This is a genomic window from Ktedonobacter sp. SOSP1-85, from assembly GCF_016587415.1.
GTDB lineage: Bacteria > Chloroflexota > Ktedonobacteria > Ktedonobacterales > Ktedonobacteraceae > Ktedonobacter.
In genome coordinates this window covers 5,000,667-5,017,805 of the sequence record NZ_BNJI01000001.1, presented here as the reverse complement: position 1 = coordinate 5,017,805, position 17,139 = coordinate 5,000,667, and the positions used below count along the sequence as shown (strand labels likewise).

At 51.0% G+C, this 17,139-nt stretch carries 14 protein-coding genes and 1 pseudogene; 7 read left to right on the top strand and 8 right to left on the bottom strand.

Annotated elements, in window-relative coordinates; all coding sequences use genetic code 11:
• Nucleotides 1-80: 80 nt before the first annotated feature.
• The 3 genes and pseudogenes from KTE_RS20915 to KTE_RS20910 all read right to left on the bottom strand — a co-directional run.
• Nucleotides 81-1,295 (bottom strand): RNA-guided endonuclease InsQ/TnpB family protein, encoded by a 1,215-nt coding sequence (locus KTE_RS20915; RefSeq protein WP_374226816.1) that lies wholly within the window; start codon nt 1,293-1,295, stop codon nt 81-83.
• Between the two features lie 6 nt (nt 1,296-1,301).
• Complete coding sequence (locus KTE_RS49675; RefSeq protein ID WP_374226783.1) at nt 1,302-1,502, bottom strand: transposase; 201 nt, start codon at nt 1,500-1,502, stop codon at nt 1,302-1,304.
• Nucleotides 1,462-1,995: pseudogene (locus tag KTE_RS20910) on the bottom strand (transposase); the annotation flags it as partial. The pseudogene KTE_RS20910 and the gene KTE_RS49675, both read right to left, overlap by 41 nt.
• Before the next feature lie 520 nt (nt 1,996-2,515).
• On the opposite strand from KTE_RS20910, the gene KTE_RS20905 reads away from it, so the two are divergent.
• The 3 genes from KTE_RS20905 to KTE_RS20895 all read left to right on the top strand — a co-directional run bounded on the left by KTE_RS20905 (nt 2,516) and on the right by KTE_RS20895 (nt 7,119).
• The gene (locus tag KTE_RS20905) at nt 2,516-4,285 is read left to right on the top strand and encodes an ABC transporter ATP-binding protein (RefSeq protein WP_201384252.1); all 1,770 of its coding nucleotides are present in this window, start codon (nt 2,516-2,518) and stop codon (nt 4,283-4,285) included.
• The gene (locus tag KTE_RS20900; RefSeq protein WP_201384250.1) at nt 4,282-5,973 is read left to right on the top strand and encodes an ABC transporter ATP-binding protein; all 1,692 of its coding nucleotides are present in this window, start codon (nt 4,282-4,284) and stop codon (nt 5,971-5,973) included. Before KTE_RS20905 ends, KTE_RS20900 begins: the two co-directional genes overlap by 4 nt.
• Before the next feature lie 99 nt (nt 5,974-6,072).
• Nucleotides 6,073-7,119: a phosphotransferase enzyme family protein gene (locus tag KTE_RS20895; protein WP_201384248.1), complete on the top strand. Its 1,047-nt coding sequence runs from the start codon at nt 6,073-6,075 to the stop codon at nt 7,117-7,119.
• 262 nt (nt 7,120-7,381) lie between these two features.
• Here KTE_RS20895 and KTE_RS20890 read toward each other — a convergent pair whose 3' ends face one another.
• On the bottom strand, nt 7,382-9,241 hold the full coding sequence (locus tag KTE_RS20890) for an ATP-binding protein (protein ID WP_236600506.1): 1,860 nt from the start codon (nt 9,239-9,241) through the stop codon (nt 7,382-7,384).
• 222 nt (nt 9,242-9,463) lie between these two features.
• Between KTE_RS20890 and KTE_RS20885 the strand changes: the two genes are divergently transcribed.
• From KTE_RS20885 to KTE_RS20875, 3 genes are all read left to right on the top strand, one after another.
• Nucleotides 9,464-9,754, top strand: coding sequence for a hypothetical protein (locus KTE_RS20885; protein ID WP_201368952.1), 291 nt, complete (start codon nt 9,464-9,466; stop codon nt 9,752-9,754).
• A 365-nt stretch (nt 9,755-10,119) separates the two neighbouring features.
• Nucleotides 10,120-10,689 (top strand): elongation factor P, encoded by a 570-nt coding sequence (locus tag KTE_RS20880; RefSeq protein WP_236600505.1) that lies wholly within the window; start codon nt 10,120-10,122, stop codon nt 10,687-10,689.
• Nucleotides 10,690-10,875: 186 nt separating this feature from the next.
• A complete protein-coding gene (locus tag KTE_RS20875; protein ID WP_201384246.1) occupies nt 10,876-11,130 on the top strand; it encodes a UBP-type zinc finger domain-containing protein in 255 nt (84 codons plus the stop codon).
• Nucleotides 11,131-11,254: 124 nt separating this feature from the next.
• Here the strand turns inward: KTE_RS20875 and KTE_RS20870 are convergent, their stop codons facing one another.
• Together KTE_RS20870 and tal are read right to left on the bottom strand one after the other, a co-directional pair.
• Nucleotides 11,255-12,409: a kelch repeat-containing protein gene (locus KTE_RS20870; RefSeq protein ID WP_201384244.1), complete on the bottom strand. Its 1,155-nt coding sequence runs from the start codon at nt 12,407-12,409 to the stop codon at nt 11,255-11,257.
• 120 nt (nt 12,410-12,529) lie between these two features.
• Nucleotides 12,530-13,663, bottom strand: coding sequence for a transaldolase (tal, locus tag KTE_RS20865; RefSeq protein ID WP_201384242.1), 1,134 nt, complete (start codon nt 13,661-13,663; stop codon nt 12,530-12,532).
• Nucleotides 13,664-14,486: 823 nt separating this feature from the next.
• On the opposite strand from tal, the gene KTE_RS20855 reads away from it, so the two are divergent.
• Entirely contained in the window at nt 14,487-15,044 is a 558-nt protein-coding gene (locus tag KTE_RS20855) for an Hsp20/alpha crystallin family protein (protein WP_201384240.1), read from the top strand.
• A gap of 147 nt (nt 15,045-15,191) precedes the next feature.
• On the opposite strand, the gene KTE_RS20850 is transcribed toward KTE_RS20855, so the two are convergent.
• Nucleotides 15,192-15,878: a BON domain-containing protein gene (locus KTE_RS20850; protein ID WP_201384238.1), complete on the bottom strand. Its 687-nt coding sequence runs from the start codon at nt 15,876-15,878 to the stop codon at nt 15,192-15,194.
• A gap of 129 nt (nt 15,879-16,007) precedes the next feature.
• Entirely contained in the window at nt 16,008-16,853 is an 846-nt protein-coding gene (locus KTE_RS20845; protein ID WP_201384236.1) for an aldo/keto reductase, read from the bottom strand.
• Nucleotides 16,854-17,139 lie beyond the last annotated feature (286 nt).

Genomic DNA, 17,139 nt, shown 5'->3' with positions numbered 1-17,139 from the left:
GCTAAAGGATGTTAGCAGGAGTGCGCTAAGAGCCTATTGATCTCTTAGCGCACTCCTTTTAATGCCTCTTGGCGACCTGGTCAAGATGATAAAACGGCTATACGCATGGGATTTCCTTTGCTTTTCACTATGGTGGCTGTGAGGTGCCTTTTAGGGGGCGAACCTGTTCGAGCGAGCTTCAAAATGAGGCGTCCATCCCTGGCACGATACCAACTGCGCGCAAGACGCTTGCCTAAAAACACCGGCTTCTCAGCAGCGTTGGCCTCATAGGTGGGAATGGGGTCGCCGTCCAGAAAACTGGCCTTGCTGGTATAACTTTCTTCCTGAAGGATGACTCTGATCCCAATCAGGTGCGCTTTGTAGGTTAACTGCTCAATGAAACGAGCATGGGGAAGCTGCACAAACTGCTGATTGTTCCTGCGCCCCATGGTCACCTCTTGTTTCCACAAGAGGTTCTTGCCAATCACCAACGTCCCGATGCCTTCGCTCACCAACAGGTCAATGATCCGACGGCTGGCCGTGTGCAGATACGTATCCACACGGCGATTGCGCTTCGTCGTCACGCGATCCAACTGGCGCGAGGTGTATCGGTTCTCATGCGCGAGGCGTTGCTGCTGCTTGGCGCGCTGTTTATTGTAGTACTGATTGAGACTTTTCAAGGGTTTGCCACTCACCAGGCGAGGCACAAACCCAGGTTTGTCGCTGGTGATGGCTGCCAGCACATTGACGCCCACATCCACGGCGGCTCGAAGCTGCGGGTTGACCGCAGCCGGTTGGAGCTCCTGCTCATAGACGACCTCCACCATGTAGCCATCAGCGCGTGGAACGATGCGAACCTGCCGGATGGCCTCCCAGGTGATCTGAGTTGCTATCTCGATGGGCAATCCTGATGGGACCAGCTTGCTCGTGCGCTTGAATGCCCTCTTACCCAGGGCTTTTTTCTCGTAGATGAGCAGGAAACGGCCTTTGGCCTTGTCTTTGTACCCTGGAAGCTTGGGGCGCCCGGTGAAGGGAGAAGGGTCTTCGCGATAGGCCTTCAGAGCTTCAAAAAAGCCGACCCAATTGTGGTGAAGCTGGATGAGGATGGCGTTACTGACTTTGCGAGGCAGAGCACAATAGCTTTCATGCTGCTTCAAGCGATGAAAGAGAGCGGCATAGGGGAGGTAGGTTCCCTCATGGATGAAGGCTTGTCGAATCTGATAATTGGCCTGATTATACAGGTTTTTGGCGGCAAAGGCGGCCTGATCAATGATGGCAAAGGGTTCTCCGTCCTTCCGGGGGAAGGATGAGATAATTGTGCCTCATACAGCATCTCCGATCAGGATACGAAGACGCAGATTTCCAAGGTTACGGTAGCCATATGCCTGACGCATAATAGCCTTGGTCCGGTTGTTTTTGCCTTCGACAAACCCGTTCGAGATGCGTGTCGGCAAAAAACGGAAAAAACGCCAGGATTTCTTGTTTCCATTTGGTGAAGGCCGAGAGTGCTTGGCGCAGAGCATCAGGTCCCTTTTCTCGAACCTGATTGATCCACTCGTCAAGGTGCTTCTCGGCAGTCTCTGTGGTAGCTGTCGCATACCAGGTTCGCAGGGCTTCTTTCAACTGCCAGGCCTCCTCAAGATCAGGCAAATGAGAGGCAATGCGTGCACGCTCCTTCTGCTGATCTGGGGATAAGTTTTCCTGCGCGCTCAGGAAGAGATGCTGCTTGCGATACAAAAGGATTTGTCCTTCTTTCTTGTGAGCCCAAGCCGATACGACCTTTCGGAACGCTTTCATGACATGCTGGATGACATGAAAATGATCCACCACAATCTGAGCGTGTGGCAAACAAGTTCGAACCGCTGGCGCAAAGGAGGTGCTCATATCCATGCTGACAGCTTCTACCTGCTCAGGCGCGGCAAGCCGTTGAAGCAAAGGGATCACATCTTCCAGTCGACGTCCGTAACAGACCTCAAGCACCTGCCCTGCTTGCTCGTTTCTGTCCAAAAAGCTCATCCTTCCCCGGAAGGACGGGACCCCACCGTTTTTCCCCTACTTTCTCCTAAAGGATGTAGGCCCCTTACATGCCATTCCTTGACAACTCTTGTAGCTATAGAGTACAATTCCGCTGAAATATCCACTACTACTTTTATGCAAAGGGAGGCTTTCATATGTCTATCAAGTTTGATGCTGCCCTCCCTGAAGCCCTCATCTAGCAGCTTTCAGCGGGCCTCGGGGAACATTTCTTTGCCTGAGGGTCCCTTTGTGTCTTTTTTGCCTCACAGGTACTCTCCATATAACCTCTACATCTATCATCGAGTGAAATGGACCATCGTGCGGGTACATGATGCCACTTGCTCTGTTTTGCGAGCAAGGGCATAGGGCGTGTGCTCTCTGTTGGTGCACAAAGACGAGCTGATTCGCTGACGAAGAGCGGGCAGCACTTGCTACAGATGCCTCTCATGCCGTGTTGTCTGTAGTCATTGTGCCTTCCTGGGTGTCACATTTCACTCTGGCTCGAATGAAAAGAGAATATATGGCAGCACATCCCAAAGAAATGACGAGCGTCACGGGTCCATCCAGGTCCTCCGTCTCGCTGTTGGGAACCTACCTTCAACCGTACTGGCTCAAGGTGAGCCTGTTAACGCTTCTCCTGATAGGAAGCCTCGGACTGGAACTCCTGGATCCTCAACTTATAGGACAGCTTATTGATTCGGTTCACGGGAGTATGTCCGTTCTTGTCTCTCTTGCGCTGCTCTTTATGAGCCTGGCTATCGTTCATCAGTGTGTCACCGCATGTGCCAGTTACATGAGCGAAGATCTCAGTTGGAGAGTAACTAATGCGTTGCGCCTTGATCTCACCCTGCATTGTCTGTCGTTGGATCAGTCGTTCCATCAGACACATACGCCGGGTGAACTCATTGAACGTATCGATGGGGATATCGCTCTCCTCGCCACGTTTTTCTCACGCTTTGTGTTCACTGTGCTTGATCGTCTGCTCTTGCTGGTCGGTATTGTGGTGGTCACGTTTCTGGCTGATTGGCATATTGGTCTTTTGCTTCTAGCCTTTGTCGGGCTTATGATCACGTTGCAACGCCCACTACAACATGTTGCGGTGCCCCATATTCAGGCCGTGCGTCAGACGAGCGCCGAACTGGCGAGTTTCTTCGAGGAGCGCTGTTCCAGCATTGAGGATATTCAGGGACTCGGCGCTCAAGACTACGTGATGCTCAGGTTGAATCAGCTGGTACGCCGCCTCCTGCGTACCACCCGTGTAAGCCGTGTAACTGGGTGCTTCTTCTCCAGTACGATTCAAGTCGGCCTGGCATTGGCCAGTGCGACTGTATTGCTCATGGGAGCCTACTTGTTGCGCAGTGGTCACATGAGCCTGGGAACGATTTATATCACGTATTACTACACGGCCCTGCTCACGCAAAACCTGTTTGCTATCAGCTTCCAAACCCATTACGTTCAGCGTGCAATTGCCAGTCTCCAGCGGATTACCGAACTGTATGATACTCCCATCACCATCATTGATGGTCCTGGTCGTCCGCTTCCAGCGGGACCCCTTCCAGTGAAGTTTCACCAGGCCTCCTTTGGCTACACACCTGAACAACTGGTGCTACGGGACCTCTCGTTTGAGCTGCCTGCCGGGAGAACGCTCGGACTTCTTGGCAGAACGGGGAGCGGAAAAACCACGTTGACCAGTCTGCTTTGCCGAGTCTATGACGTTGAGCAAGGATCAATTCATCTTGGCGGCATTGATGTTCGGCAGGTGGCACTCAGCGAACTGCGGAGCCGTATCGGAGTGGTGACCCAGCAAGTCCAGCTGTTTCACGCGAGCGTTCGCGACAACCTGACCTTGTTCGATTCGTCTGTCTCTGATGACCGCCTGGCACAAGTTCTTACAGGACTCAATCTCACGCGCTGGTATGCCTCGTTACCGCGTGGGCTTGATACGATCATTGCAGGCTCTAGCATGACCCTTTCCTCTGGAGAGGCACAATTACTGGCGTTCGCTCGCGTCTTCCTGCACAACCCATCTCTTGTCATTCTGGACGAGGCGTCCTCACGTCTCGACCCGGTGACCGAACAGTTGATTGAGGAGGCCAGTGCTCGCTTGCTTGTGGGCAGGACGGGCATTCTGATTGCGCACCACCTGAAAACCCTTCAGCTGGTTGATGACATCCTGATCCTTGAGGATGGGATGACTCGCGAATATGGCGAGCGTCGCAAACTCGTGGCAGATCCTACATCCCATTTCTCGCACCTCTTGCGCTTGGGCGAGGCGGAGGTGCGCGCATGAACACATTCGGCACCCTCTGGCGGATTATCACTTTTTCTCCCTGGTGGTATCTCCTCAACGTCTTTTTGCAGCTTATTCGGTGTTTATTCTTGCTCTTGCCAGGTTTGATTGTCTCTGCGATCTTTACGCTGCTCAACGGCAATGCACCTGTTGGCTGGGACATGTGGACACTCTGTGCGCTCCTGGTGGGAATTGCTGTGGCTCGTGTGACGGTGGTGCTCGCCAATGAGGCCGTGGACGCAACGTGTATGGAGTATGGCAATACCTTGCTCCGGCGGAATATCTTTGCCCAGTTACTAAACAAGCAAGGTGCGCAAACACTTCCCTATCCGCCCGGTGAACTGGTGAATCGATTCAATACGGATACCACCATGATCACCGAAACGATTGGAAACATGAATATCGTTCTGGGAACTGGGATTCAAGCATTGGTGGCCTTGATAATCATGCTAACAATGAACTGGCAAATCACGCTTGTCGTCCTGGTGCCGCTAGTGGGATCTGGGTTCGTGATGCATCACATGAGTACGAAAATCCAGACCTACTATCGTGAAAGCAGACGGACTTCGGGAGAGGCCAGTGCGTTTCTGGGAGACATGTTCCACGCGACGCAGACGATCCAACTGGGGAATGCCCACTACCGGGTCATCGAGCGTTTACACAAGTTGAGCGAGGCGCGTCGGCACAGCACGCTCAGGAGTCTCTTGTTTGCCGATGTCATCCTCGATTCTCTCGCGCGCAACACCACAAGTATCGCTACAGGAGTCATTCTTCTGCTAGCAGTCCAAGCGATGAAAGCAAACGCGTTTTCTGTAAGCACTCTCGCGCTCTTTGTGGCTTATATTGACCAGATCGCCAGCTTTACGGTTGAGGTGAGCCAGAATATGGTGCAGTACAAGCAGGCAACGGTCTCTCTTCAGCGTCTCCAGGCTATCCTGCCTGTCAGCGTTGCAAAGACGGAAATAGTCGCTCACACCCCGGTGTTCTTGAGAGGGGAGCCTCCCCAGGTGCCTGTGTTGCAGAGGCAGGCATCGCCCCTTGAGCAGCTGGAAGTTCGGGGGCTCACCTATCGCTACCCACAATCGGGGCGAGGGATCGCACACATCACTTTTCAACTTCAGCGCGGTTCCTGCACAGTCATTACGGGGAGGATCGGCTCAGGAAAAACCACCCTCTTGCGTACCATCCTCGGGTTGCTTCCCCGACAAGCCGGTGAGATTGTGTGGAATGGTGAATGCATTGCTTCTCCCGAGCAATTCTTTCTTCCACCGCAGAGTGCTTATACCCCTCAGATCCCCCGCCTGTGGAGTGAAACGCTCAAAGACAACCTGCTCATGGGCTATCCCGATGAGCCAAAGCGCCTGGCCTCTGCGCTCTCTGCGGCAGTGATGGAGCGAGATATCCCGAGGCTTCAACATGGCCTGGATACGCAGATCGGGTCAAAAGGAACCAGACTTTCCGGTGGTCAGATGCAGCGCACTGCCGCCGCGCGTATGTTCCTTCGCGAACCTGACCTGCTGGTCTGTGATGACCTCTCAATCGCGCTTGATGTTGAGACCGAACAACTTTTATGGGAACGTCTCTTCATGAAGCAAGCTTCCACCTGTTTGCTGGTATCGCATCGCCGGTTTGCCCTCCAGTATGCTGACCACATTGTTGTGCTCAAAGATGGTCAGATTGTCGGCTAGGGAGCGTTAGCAGACTTGCTGGAGTCAAATGAAGAAATGCGCCAACTTTGGGAGGGCAATATGAATTATCACGAAAGAAAAGAGAGGATGAAATAAATTATGCGTGAACAACCAAGTGTTTCAACAGAGGTTCTGTGTGCCTGTTTGCAGGAGCACTATAACCTGATTCCCGCTACACTTGACTTTCTTCCCCTGGGCCTGGATTACCGGGCCGGTGTCTACCGGATCGTGAGCGGGCAGGGAATCTCCTACTTGCTCAAAGTGAAGTCTGGGTCACTCTACGAATCAGGGTGTTTGGTGCCTGACTATCTCAGAGATCAAGGAATAGCGTCAGTCGTAGCTCCTCTTCCCACCAGAAACCATGCATTGTGGGCAAGGGTAGAGGATTGGACCGTGATTGTGTACCCCTTTCACGAAGGAGAGACAAGCTGGAGAGGCATGACGGATGAGCAGTGGAAGGAGACAGGATTCATCTTTAAGCAGATTCACCAGGCCACCCTGCCATCCTCTGGCATTGAGTCACTGCGCAAGGAGACCTTTGACCCAACTAACTACGCTCAGTGGATACGGACGTTTGAGGCCCAACATCTGCATGAGTCCAGTGGAGAAAGTGCCGCCCAGCATGCCCTTCGCTCCTCCTGGATCGAGAACCAATCAACCATCCATGCCGTAGTGGCCTCTCTGGAAAAGCTCGCAGCGGTGCTCCACAGGCGCAATCTTCCCTGTGTCATCTGCCATGCGGATCTCCATCCAGCCAATCTGCTCCGTGATCGTATGGGTCGTGTATTTGTGATCGACTGGGATGAGGTGATGCTGGCACCCAAAGAGCGAGATTTCCTCTTTATCAAGGAATCTCCAACCGATAGTGAGACCTTGCCCGGAACCCCCGCCTTTTTTCAAGGATATGGGCAGGCGGACATTGACTGGATCGCGCTCACCTACTACCGCTATGAGCGGGTGATTCAAGATGTGATCGCCTGCGCTGAGAATGTGTGCTTCAGAGACGATTTGGGAGAGGAGTCCAGGGCGGATGAAGCTCAGTTATTCCAGGATGTTTTGGCGGAAGGCGGCGAGATTGATGCCGCGACTCATGCCTCAACTCATCTTTCCCCTGAACTCACTGTTCCTATCAGGAGAAACGCTTAATGGGGACACGGACAGAACAAAGACAACCTGAGGCGTGATCAAGGTGTGAAAGACGGCTTCATAGTGATTGCACAATTGCTCTCAGGCAAAGACTAAAGAGTGGGCTGGAGTAATCCAGCCTTTTCTGCTAAGCCTTTGCCTTTCTCTGCTTGCTCGTTTCTGCTAAAAAAAGCTCATCCTTCCCCCGGAAGGACGGAGACCCAAAAAGCGCCGCTACTACTACGAGCCCCTACCCGAAAGCGAGGATAATAGGAGGCATTTTCTAGTGGGACGGATCCAGTTTATCAGCAGAAGACTCGACGATTGGCAGTGTAAACCAGAATGTTGTGCCATGACCTGGATCACTTTGCATGCCAACGTGCCCATGCTGATCCTCAATAAAGGCCTTGCAAATGTAGAGTTCCAGGCCTAAGCTAAGATCTAATTCATGTTGTACCGCAACCCCCTGCGTGCGATAAAATCGATCCCATACGTGCTCTTGCTCCTGTAGCGAAATACCAGCCCCGTAACTATGTACTGAAACACGTGCCAATGCGCCCTCTCTCGCGACTTGAGTACGCACGGGGAAATCTCTTGGTGAATAGGTAAGGGCATTCTTCAGGTAAATGATAAGCACCCGACGAATACTTTTCTCGTCAGCGATAACGGGGATGACTTCGCTAGAAGGCATAATTTCTAGAAGAATCTTATGATCTAGTATCCGCTCCTGCTGCTCTCGTATAGTTTCTTGAACAATCTGAGTCAGATTACATAATTTCATGTGCAACATAAGCGTATTGGTCTGAATACGAGTATCATCTATCATGTTTTGGATCATCCTCTCTTGCAAATGCGCACTTTGTGCAGCTTGCTCTAAGGGCTGGCGAAGGTACTCCAATCTCTGTGCGAGTATCTTTGGATGATCCCTAGCTTGACGTTGTAAAACATCTAAACGATGCAGAGCTAACTGGAGATTGCCGATAATGGCGGTTAGAGGCGTTCTTAATTCATGGCTGGCAAGATACAGAAATTCATTAATGATTTTATCTGCTTCCTGGCGCATGAGTGCTTTGCCACGCGTTCCATTCAGTTGATTCAACGCACTGACACACTCAATCACAAATACTATCAAAGTTGCAACAGATTTCGCTAACGTGATCTCTTCAGGAGTATAGGCGTTGTCAGAATCGCTTCTGGCTATAAACAGAGTTCCCGCTAACTGTTTGTCAACAAAAAGGGGGACATGCAGTGTCAACAAACCACTCCTATCAGAGCGCTCATAAAATGGGAGATGGATACGCGAGTATGGCAAAATGACAACCTCACCTGAATATAGTTTGGCTCTAATCTGCTCGTCACAGAAGTCAGCAAGAGTGTAACGCCCACTGTTCTCACGCCGAATCTGTTCTTGCTCCGGCTCCAGTCCGCTCACAGCAACGTAATAGAGGTGATCCTCAGGCGGCCTGAGAGAGAGAAGCATAACCAACTTACAGTGTAGTATCTCAAGCACCAGGTTAGTCAATTGCTGCCCAATATAATGCATACTTGGAGGAAGCAGGAATGGCCCTTGCTCCTCGCGTGGGAGAAGATCAACAATAGTAGGAAGATAGGTGATTGCAGTGAGCCAAGAAAGCAACGCCTGCAGGGATTGATTGCTTTTTTGATATTGTAGTTCTTTTTGACGAAGCTCTGTCATATCGTGAAAGACGTGGATCATTCCTCTCTTTTGCTTCCTCTGATCGAAAATAGGCACAGAACGAACTTGCACATATGCCTTCCGCCCTGAAGGAGTTTTGATAGATATAGTGTGCATGTCACCAGCATCAGAGGTTTGATCTTGTACAAATGTAGTTGAACGTTGATCTTCATTATGAATGACATAATGGGAGAGGAAGTGGTTATAGTCTGTTCCGAGATAGGATGTTTCTCCAGAAATTTCAAACATTGCCAGCGCTGCAGGATTGATTAGCACAATCACATTATCAGGGTCACAAATAATAATGCCATCGGCGATTGATGTGACGGCGGCCTTGAGTAAACTCATTGGCGCAACAATCTTAGATCGTTTCTGCTTTGATATAGCGTTGCAATCGTTATGCTGGTAACCCTTGTCCACTTGAAGCCCCATTCTGCTTTCGCTCATTCAGCGTAGCCATCTTTTATGAAATGAATGAACCTCTTTCTATACGCTGTGTTAATAAATGATGCATTGTACAGTGTATGGAGAAAAAGCCAAGAGCTTTCTCCTTCCAGTGTGAACTTCCTACAAAAACGGGGCTATCGTTATTAGCAACTGTATTTTGCTGCTGTCAATCCCAGTGTTTTTTCTTTTGCATAGGCTGGTGATAGAAGGGAGCTGAGACAGATGAACTACGCATTGATCAACTTACAAAAAATACGGGCTATCGTTAATGCTCTAGCACAATACGCGGATACGGTTGATTCGCTAGAAACAAATATCAAATTGATGACTCAAGGGCCTCCTTCCGAAGACATGTTCGCATCCGCTGAACATGACCTGGAAGGCATGGAAGTGACATTTCGCGAGGCTGAAAAGCTCGCTAGAACCATTCGGGAAGAAATCGACGAACAACATTGGAGAGTAAAAAAGATCAAAGAGAAAAAGGAAAAAGATAGGAATAAGAACCAGGCTTAAGCCCGGTTCTTATTCCTATCCACATTTACCACTACACAACCCATAACACTCTCCCCTATTGCAATTAATGCACTTTCACGTCTATACGACGGCATTGATCGCCGCCAGGAGAGTTTGAAGATATAAACACCTTCGTAACGTAGACCAGGAGTTACGCACAAAGAATATATTCTAACCCAAGTCTATGGCAGTGTTTGATTAGCTGATCCTCATACCCAAATTATTCTCATCTACGACGAATTACTATTTTTGACTTGCCGCTTGTCACACCTTTCTCCATGGCCATTCGTGTTGATGTCAGGAGGTATGTCTTCTACACAACAAATCTTGTGAAGACGTTGTACAGTGCGGAAGCGGGGTGCTTCATGATTGCAGCAAGTGACGTCACCAAGGGAGTCACTATCCAGGTCGAAGGCGAACCCTATACGGTTGTCAATTTGGAGAAGGTTACCAGGGCGCAAGTTGATCCGGACATAAAGGTAAAGTTGCGCCACATACGTACACATGAATTGATCGAGCGAACCCTGGATGCGCATTATCCAGTAGATATCGTCCCGATTGATCGCCTTGCCGTCGTCTTTACCCATTGGGATGGTGAGTTCTACCACTTCGCAGACATCGGTTCCGACAATCCCGACGATCCAGATGAGTTTCAACTCCCACCAGACATGCTGGGGAATGCGGCCAAATTCATCGTTGATGATCTGGAACTCAAGATGCTGCTGCTGAACAGCGAGCCGGTTGGCGTTGAATTACCGTCATCGGTCATCATGCGTGTGAAAAGCGTTGACATGGTTGGGCGTTTCTGGCGCGCCATCATGGAGGGGCCCGCGAGACTTGAAACGGGCCTGGCTGTTATGGTTCCCCCTATCGTCTCTCCAGGTGACCGCATCCGCGTCAACACGGAAAACGGAGAATACATGGAGCGCGTCTAAGAGATACACACATCGACTCCATCTCCAGGGTTCAGGCAACTTAGTCCAGTTGCCTGAACCCTCCTCGCTGCCAAACATCCTGAAATGATGCCTGGAGAGCAGATTACATCATTGATTTATTGCAGCCTTAGTATGGTCGATAGCATACTTCCGTCCCCTCATACAGTTTCTAAGGAGAGCAAAGATATGATTGCTTGTACACATCTTGATCTAGTGCGAGATGTCGAGCCTCGCTCACGAGGGTGTGAAGAGTGTTTGCAAATGGGAGATACATGGGTGCACCTACGCGAATGCCTCATCTGCGGTCATGTTGGTTGCTGCGATTCTTCAAAGAACAAGCACGCAACGAAGCATTTTCACAAGACATTACATCCCATCATACGCTCCCTGGAACCCGGAGAAGACTGGCGCTGGTGTTACATAGACAAGGTGCTTTTCTAGGAGAGCCAGGTTACATCAAAGCCAGGCACCTCTAAAACCTACCATAGCTCCCACCCAGGACGAGAAGGAGGCATGTAGGCTTATCAAACACATTGTGCCTGCCAATCAGTGCATGGGGCACATCTTAACAGGGCATAACGAAGATAAACCTCTCGACTGAAGCCAGGACTTTTCTGCTGGAAAGCTGAATCCCGCCTGCAATGAGAACTGTTCCGTCTTGCAGGAGGGTCGCGGTGTGGCAGCTGCGTGCTTCGTTCATATCGCCACCATTTGTCCAGCTTCCGTCCAGGGGGGAGCTATCAGGTAGCATTTGATAAAGTTCCGCTGAACGAAGACTTCCAACATCAGTTGGTGACCCTTTAGAGGTCGTAAAGTAGTTTCCTCCAGCGACCAGTACAACTCCTTCCTGGAGCAGGGTGCTGGTATGCCTATGGCGCCGCTGCTGCATGCTGGCGGTCTGCTGCAGTTTGTGAGTAATAGGATAGTAGCGCTCCTCGACTGGAGTATCTGCGTGCTCAAAGAAACCAGCTAGCGCATTGGCGCTTAATCTAGTACCCCCGCCAGCCAGGAGGACAGTGCCATCGGGCAGGAGAGTAGCGGTATGCCAGGCGCGAGCATACTTGAGCGGCAATGTATCATCCAGGGCATCATGCACCGGATCATAGATGTTAGACGCAAAGACAGGATTCTCCGCCTTGCCGATGAAATTCGAGCCGCTGAACAGGAGCATATACGTGTCCGCGAGCAGTGTACCGGTCCCAGCATAGCGGCAGTTCCCCTTTGCCTTCTGGTGCCACGTTTCGGTAATAGGGTCAAACCACTCGACCAGGTCGAGACTAATCGCAGGTTCACCGACGACCCCGCCGTTGCCGTTGGCGACGAAAACCTCCCCACCAGGAAGAAGCGTGGCGGCGTGTTCTGCATGAGCGCTGATCATGTCTGGAACTCTCTTCCAGGTGTTGGTAGTAGGGGAGAATAACTCAGCAGATGCAAGGACCGGGATCCCCACACCAAATTGTGCCGCCTCGTATCCACCGGCAACGAGAACCTGCCCATCTTGCAAGAGCGTCGCCGTATGACCCCAACGTGGGTCGTTCATCGACCCAGTATGCGTCCATTCGAGCGTCTGAGGGTCAAAGATCTCGGCGGTTGACCTGGTTAGCCCCACATCCAGCCCGTTCCCGCCAGCAACTAAGACTCGGCCATCTTGCAAGAGTGTCGCCGTATGGCCCCAGCGTGTCTCATTCATTCTGCTGACTGTTTCCCAAAAGCCTGTCATAACAGCTCTCCTTCTCGTTTCTTCGCTTCTATCGAGGAAAATGGATTGAACTACCTATCGACCAGTGTTCAAAAATAGACCCGCTCATACTAGCCAGCAACAATATCCACAGGCCCTCATTCACGGCCGCTCCATTACACTTTGTTTGTCTTGAGTTCCTTTATACATTGCACAGTACGAAGCAGCAAACTTCTGTATGCCCTCCTCTTGGAGTTGCTGTGTGATCTTCTCATAAGAGATGCCTATCTGCGCCAGCGATGTAAGTACATTGCTCGCCTGGGCAAGATCCCGCTCGATACTTAAATGCACTTCCCCATGATCACGAAAGTGCTCTATAGTTTCCAGCGGCATGGTATCTACGGTGTTTGGCCCGATCAGTTCTTCCGCGTACAAAACATCGCGATATGCGGGGTTCTTCGTACTGGTACTGGCCCACAGTGGGCGCTGCAACTTTCCCCCTGCTCGCGCAAGCGAGGCAAAACGTGCTGAACTAAACACCTGTCTGAACTCCTGATAGACCAGACGCGCGTTCGCAATTGCAGCTTTCCCGCTCAATGTGGCGATTTTGTGCTGCTCTAAGGGATCTCGTGTGTTTTTGATCTTCTCTTCAAGCAATGAATCAATCAGCACATCCAGGCGGCTGACAAAGAAGCTAGCAACGGATGCGAGATGTTTTATATCCAGGCCTCGCTGCAGACGAATCTCTAAGGCGCTCACATAGGCTTCCGCCACCCGGCGATAATTCTCCAGAGAGAAGATAAGCGTCACATTGACATTGATGCCCCCTGTCAATGCCTGCTGAAGCGCGGCAATCCCCTCCGGCGTTCCTGGTATTTTGATCATGAGGTTTGGGCGTGCAATCATGTTCCAATACCGACGCGTATCCTCAAGCGTTCTCGCGGTATCGTGAGCAAGTTCAGGCGAGACTTCCAGGCTGACATATCCATCTTGTCCACCCGTTGACTCATAGATGGGATACAGCATCTCGGCCACTGTACAAACATCGGTTGCCACCAACGTGTCACAAATATCTTTGGCGCTTTTACCCTCACGCATCAGTTGCTGCATCTGCTCGTCATAGGCATGCCCTGCGCGTATGGCTTTCTCAAAGGTCGTGGGATTGGCTGTCACTCCTACAACGCCGTCTTCCTCAAGGAAACGGTGAAGTTGTCCGGACTTGATCTGGGCACGATCAATATTGTCATACCACAGGCTTTGTCCCAATGGCCTCAATTGAAGTAATGGATTGCTCATAGCCTCATCCTCTTTTCTGCTTGCTGGACTCTGTCCAAATAAACACGTAGCTCGCTTGTTAGGCGTTTCTCCAAAAAGAGCTTCAGAGTATCAGACTCTCACTTTCCCAAGAAGCGCTGGGTGAAGGTCGCAATAAAGCTGACCTCGATCAACAGACCCAATACTGCTTCTATGGCAGCCAGTCGTGCGAAGGCATCTCCTAATGACATGTTTTGCAGCAAGAAGCCACGCCCATGAAAACAGACCACGCTCAAAGAGAAGCGCCGGGAGGAGCAACACACTTCTGCTTTCAAGGAGGAATACGCGCTACGTGCTGGTGTCGAAGGAACGATCTTACAAGCGGTTCGTCAGACAAGAATGCGACGCGCGTCCCTATCGTGGAGAGCGGAAGACACATCTGCATCATGTACAGATTGCGGCTGGGATAAATGTGCTGCGGATCGTTACCTCTCTTCACGCACACGTTCAAGGAAAATCTTTGCGCCCTGAACGTCGAGCCTCGCCCTTTGCTTGTCTCAAAGAGGGGGCTCGACCAATTTGTCCAAATGTCTGAACAAAATTTCCCAACAGAGTCATGAATGACCGGGGCTTTCTCGCTCGGCTTTCTGTAATGAAAGGGGCATAGTGGAAACATGTGCCAGAGATGTTACATATCCTTTTCTCCAAACGTAGTTTCCATAGAACGAAACACAAGAGAAAGCTCGACATCAGTATTCCTTGAACAAGCAAGAGGCAGGAACTATTCGAGCCTATCTCATTCGTTCTTACGTACCAAAGTGAAGTGCAGGAGATTGAAAAGAAAAGGAAGGAAAAGGTTTATCCTATGCTCATTCGCTCAGATCCACTACGCGGGGTGGCAAGTTTACGCCAGGCCATGGATGATGTGCTTGAGCAAAGCCTTGTGCGTCACGGATGGCCGGAAACCTTGCCACAAATGCTTCCTCCTATGGATGTGGAAGAAACTGACCAGGGCTATCACATTCGCTTGTCCGTTCCAGGTTTTAACCCAGAAAACCTTGAGGTCATTGCACAGCCAAACACACTGACTATTCGAGGAGAGATTAAGCAGGAAGAAACAGAACGGCAGAAGCGAAAGAATTTGCTGAGACGAGAAATTCGTACAGAAGCGTTTGAGCGCAACGTCACCTTTGATCGCCCACTTGATCCTGATAATATCACCGTTTCCTACGAGAACGGCATCTTGGAATTAGACATTCCTGCGCACGAAGAGGCGAGAGCACGTCACATCAGTGTTACCAGTACCAAGCAAGCAAAAGCGATGGGGGCAGGTCAAACTGAGCAGGCAGCACAAGGTGGACAAACGAAGCAGCAGCAAGCGCAAGGTGGGCAAACGAAGCAGCAGCCACGTGGACAGGGGTGAGGCTTTAGTTAAAGCGGTGTGGAAATGCGCAAGCATTTCCACATTTGTCTTGCTCAAGGTGATAGAGCTGTTCTCAGTAGGCCGCTGTTAGTGGGATTCTCGTCTTATACCCCTGCATAGCAACAATATGGGGTTTCTGACAGGATCTTATCCAGTAATGGGCTCCAAGGCGGGATCAACCTTGATCTGGTTTTCAACTTCGGTGACACCGGGAGCTGACCACGCGCTCTCTTCCGCCACCAGTTTCTCCATATTCGAATGCGCCTTACCACGTAGGATAACCTTACTCCCCTTAACCTCAACCTTAATATGCTTTGCGTCCGTCTCCGCATTGCGGACCAGAGCTTCTTCAATCTTTAGCTTCAGGTCACCTGGCACCGGATTGGGTTTGACTGTGATAAGATTGGTGATACCTTTGACCCCTGGTATGCGTTGAACAACATGTTCGGCTTCTCTCTTCTGGAAGTTGTATTCAACCTCGCCCTTAAGTGTTACCCAGCCGTTGCTTACCCTCACATCCAGATCATCAATTGGAACGGGCACATGCCAGGCGAGGGTATCTTTCACAGATTTCGCAAGGCTATCATCGGTGCGCTGAGCGGAGCCAGCCAGGCGAACCTCAATTTCATTGATGACATCCCTGACTCCACGAACGCGGCGAGCAGCGGCCTCGGCAGCAACCTTTTGCACATATGAATCGACCCAGCCCAGCAACGTGACGACCCCATCCCTGGTAATGACGCCGATTTCATTTGCGCGGACACGTGGCTCCCACCTCAATTCATTCAGCACATCCTCTTGAATTTCTTCATCAGTACGTGGGCTAATCGCCATGGTGTGTGCCTCTTTCTCCTATTTTCACCGTAGAGTCTTCAACACCTACCGTTTCCGTTCTATCAAACAATAGTTTCAACCTGATCCTGGTGCAGCCTTCAATGCTTGCCATGCATGTCATGATCCGCATTAGAGCATCTCAAGCGGCCGCTTCGCGGTTGGCGGTGGAAACGCGCTGTCGAGGATGGCAAGCTCTTGTTTCGAGAGGAAGATTTTGAGCGCTCCGCAGTTCTCCTGGGTGTGCTCTGGTGTACTGGCTTTGGGAATAGCATTCACTCCATCAAGCCGGATTACCCAGGCAATTGCCAGCTGAGTCGGCGTCACTCCGTGACTGGCAGCTATTCTCTGAAGCACGGGATGATTAAGCAGTCGACCCTGCTCAATCGGCGAGTAGGCCATGATTGGAAGGCTACGTGCGCGGCACCAGGGCAACAGATCATACTCGATACCGCGACGCGTGAGGTTGTAGAGTACCTGGTCGGTCGCGACGTCCGCGCCATTACGCGTGATCACAAGTTCTTCCATATCGAACACGTCGAAGTTGCTGACGCCCCAATGGCGAATCTTGCCCACGCGAGCTAAATCCGCCAAGGCACCGAGCGTCTCTCTCAATGGCACAAGGCCGCGCCAGTGTAGCAGATAGAGGTCAATACGGTCTGTTCCGAGACGCATCAGGCTACCCTCGCAGGCCGCGATTGTCCCGCCCCGTGTTGCATGCTCTGGCAACACCTTGCTGACCAGAAAAACCTCGTCGCGCCGCCCGGCAATCGCCTCGCCAACAAGTTCTTCAGCAGCACCATCAGCGTACATTTCAGCTGTATCTATCAGTATCATACCGAGATCGAGGCCAAGGCGTAATGCCGCGATCTCGTCATCTCGATGTCGCGCGTCTTCCGCCATGCCCCAGGTCCCCTGTCCAAGCACTGGAATTGCCTCCCCGGAGGGAAGCTTTATCGTGCGCATGGCAACAGACATGGTAATTCTCCTTTGTCTGGTAGACAAACTTCGCTAAGGCACTGCTGAAGAGCCTTTCTACTCTCCTGGCTTTATAAGGTTCTGATAACCAACCTTGCAGGGAGATGAAATCTTCATTCCCATCTTTACCATAAACGCATGTATATTATTTTATTTACTCAAATGACAGATATCATAAATGTAAATCTTTGTCAAAGTCATAAATAGAGAATTTTCCTAAAGAGAGACCATGACTCGTGTAAGAATTGAACCTCCTAAGATCTTCAGATGCGAAAGGGAGAAACCT

Bases quoted from the DNA above. Each gene is read 5' to 3' on its own strand.
- KTE_RS20905 (WP_201384252.1), top strand. From the start codon at position 2,516: ATGGCAGCACATCCCAAAGAAATGACGAGCGTCACGGGTCCATCCAGG.
- KTE_RS20855 (WP_201384240.1), top strand. From the start codon at position 14,487: ATGCTCATTCGCTCAGATCCACTACGCGGGGTGGCAAGTTTACGCCAG.
- KTE_RS20850 (WP_201384238.1), bottom strand. From the start codon at position 15,878: ATGGCGATTAGCCCACGTACTGATGAAGAAATTCAAGAGGATGTGCTG.
- KTE_RS20870 (WP_201384244.1), bottom strand. From the start codon at position 12,409: ATGACAGGCTTTTGGGAAACAGTCAGCAGAATGAATGAGACACGCTGG.
- KTE_RS20875 (WP_201384246.1), top strand. From the start codon at position 10,876: ATGATTGCTTGTACACATCTTGATCTAGTGCGAGATGTCGAGCCTCGC.
- KTE_RS20900 (WP_201384250.1), top strand. From the start codon at position 4,282: ATGAACACATTCGGCACCCTCTGGCGGATTATCACTTTTTCTCCCTGG.
- tal (WP_201384242.1), bottom strand. From the start codon at position 13,663: ATGAGCAATCCATTACTTCAATTGAGGCCATTGGGACAAAGCCTGTGG.
- KTE_RS20895 (WP_201384248.1), top strand. From the start codon at position 6,073: ATGCGTGAACAACCAAGTGTTTCAACAGAGGTTCTGTGTGCCTGTTTG.
- KTE_RS20885 (WP_201368952.1), top strand. From the start codon at position 9,464: ATGAACTACGCATTGATCAACTTACAAAAAATACGGGCTATCGTTAAT.
- KTE_RS20845 (WP_201384236.1), bottom strand. From the start codon at position 16,853: ATGTCTGTTGCCATGCGCACGATAAAGCTTCCCTCCGGGGAGGCAATT.
- KTE_RS20890 (WP_236600506.1), bottom strand. From the start codon at position 9,241: ATGAGCGAAAGCAGAATGGGGCTTCAAGTGGACAAGGGTTACCAGCAT.
- KTE_RS49675 (WP_374226783.1), bottom strand. From the start codon at position 1,502: ATGCTCTGCGCCAAGCACTCTCGGCCTTCACCAAATGGAAACAAGAAA.
- KTE_RS20880 (WP_236600505.1), top strand. From the start codon at position 10,120: ATGATTGCAGCAAGTGACGTCACCAAGGGAGTCACTATCCAGGTCGAA.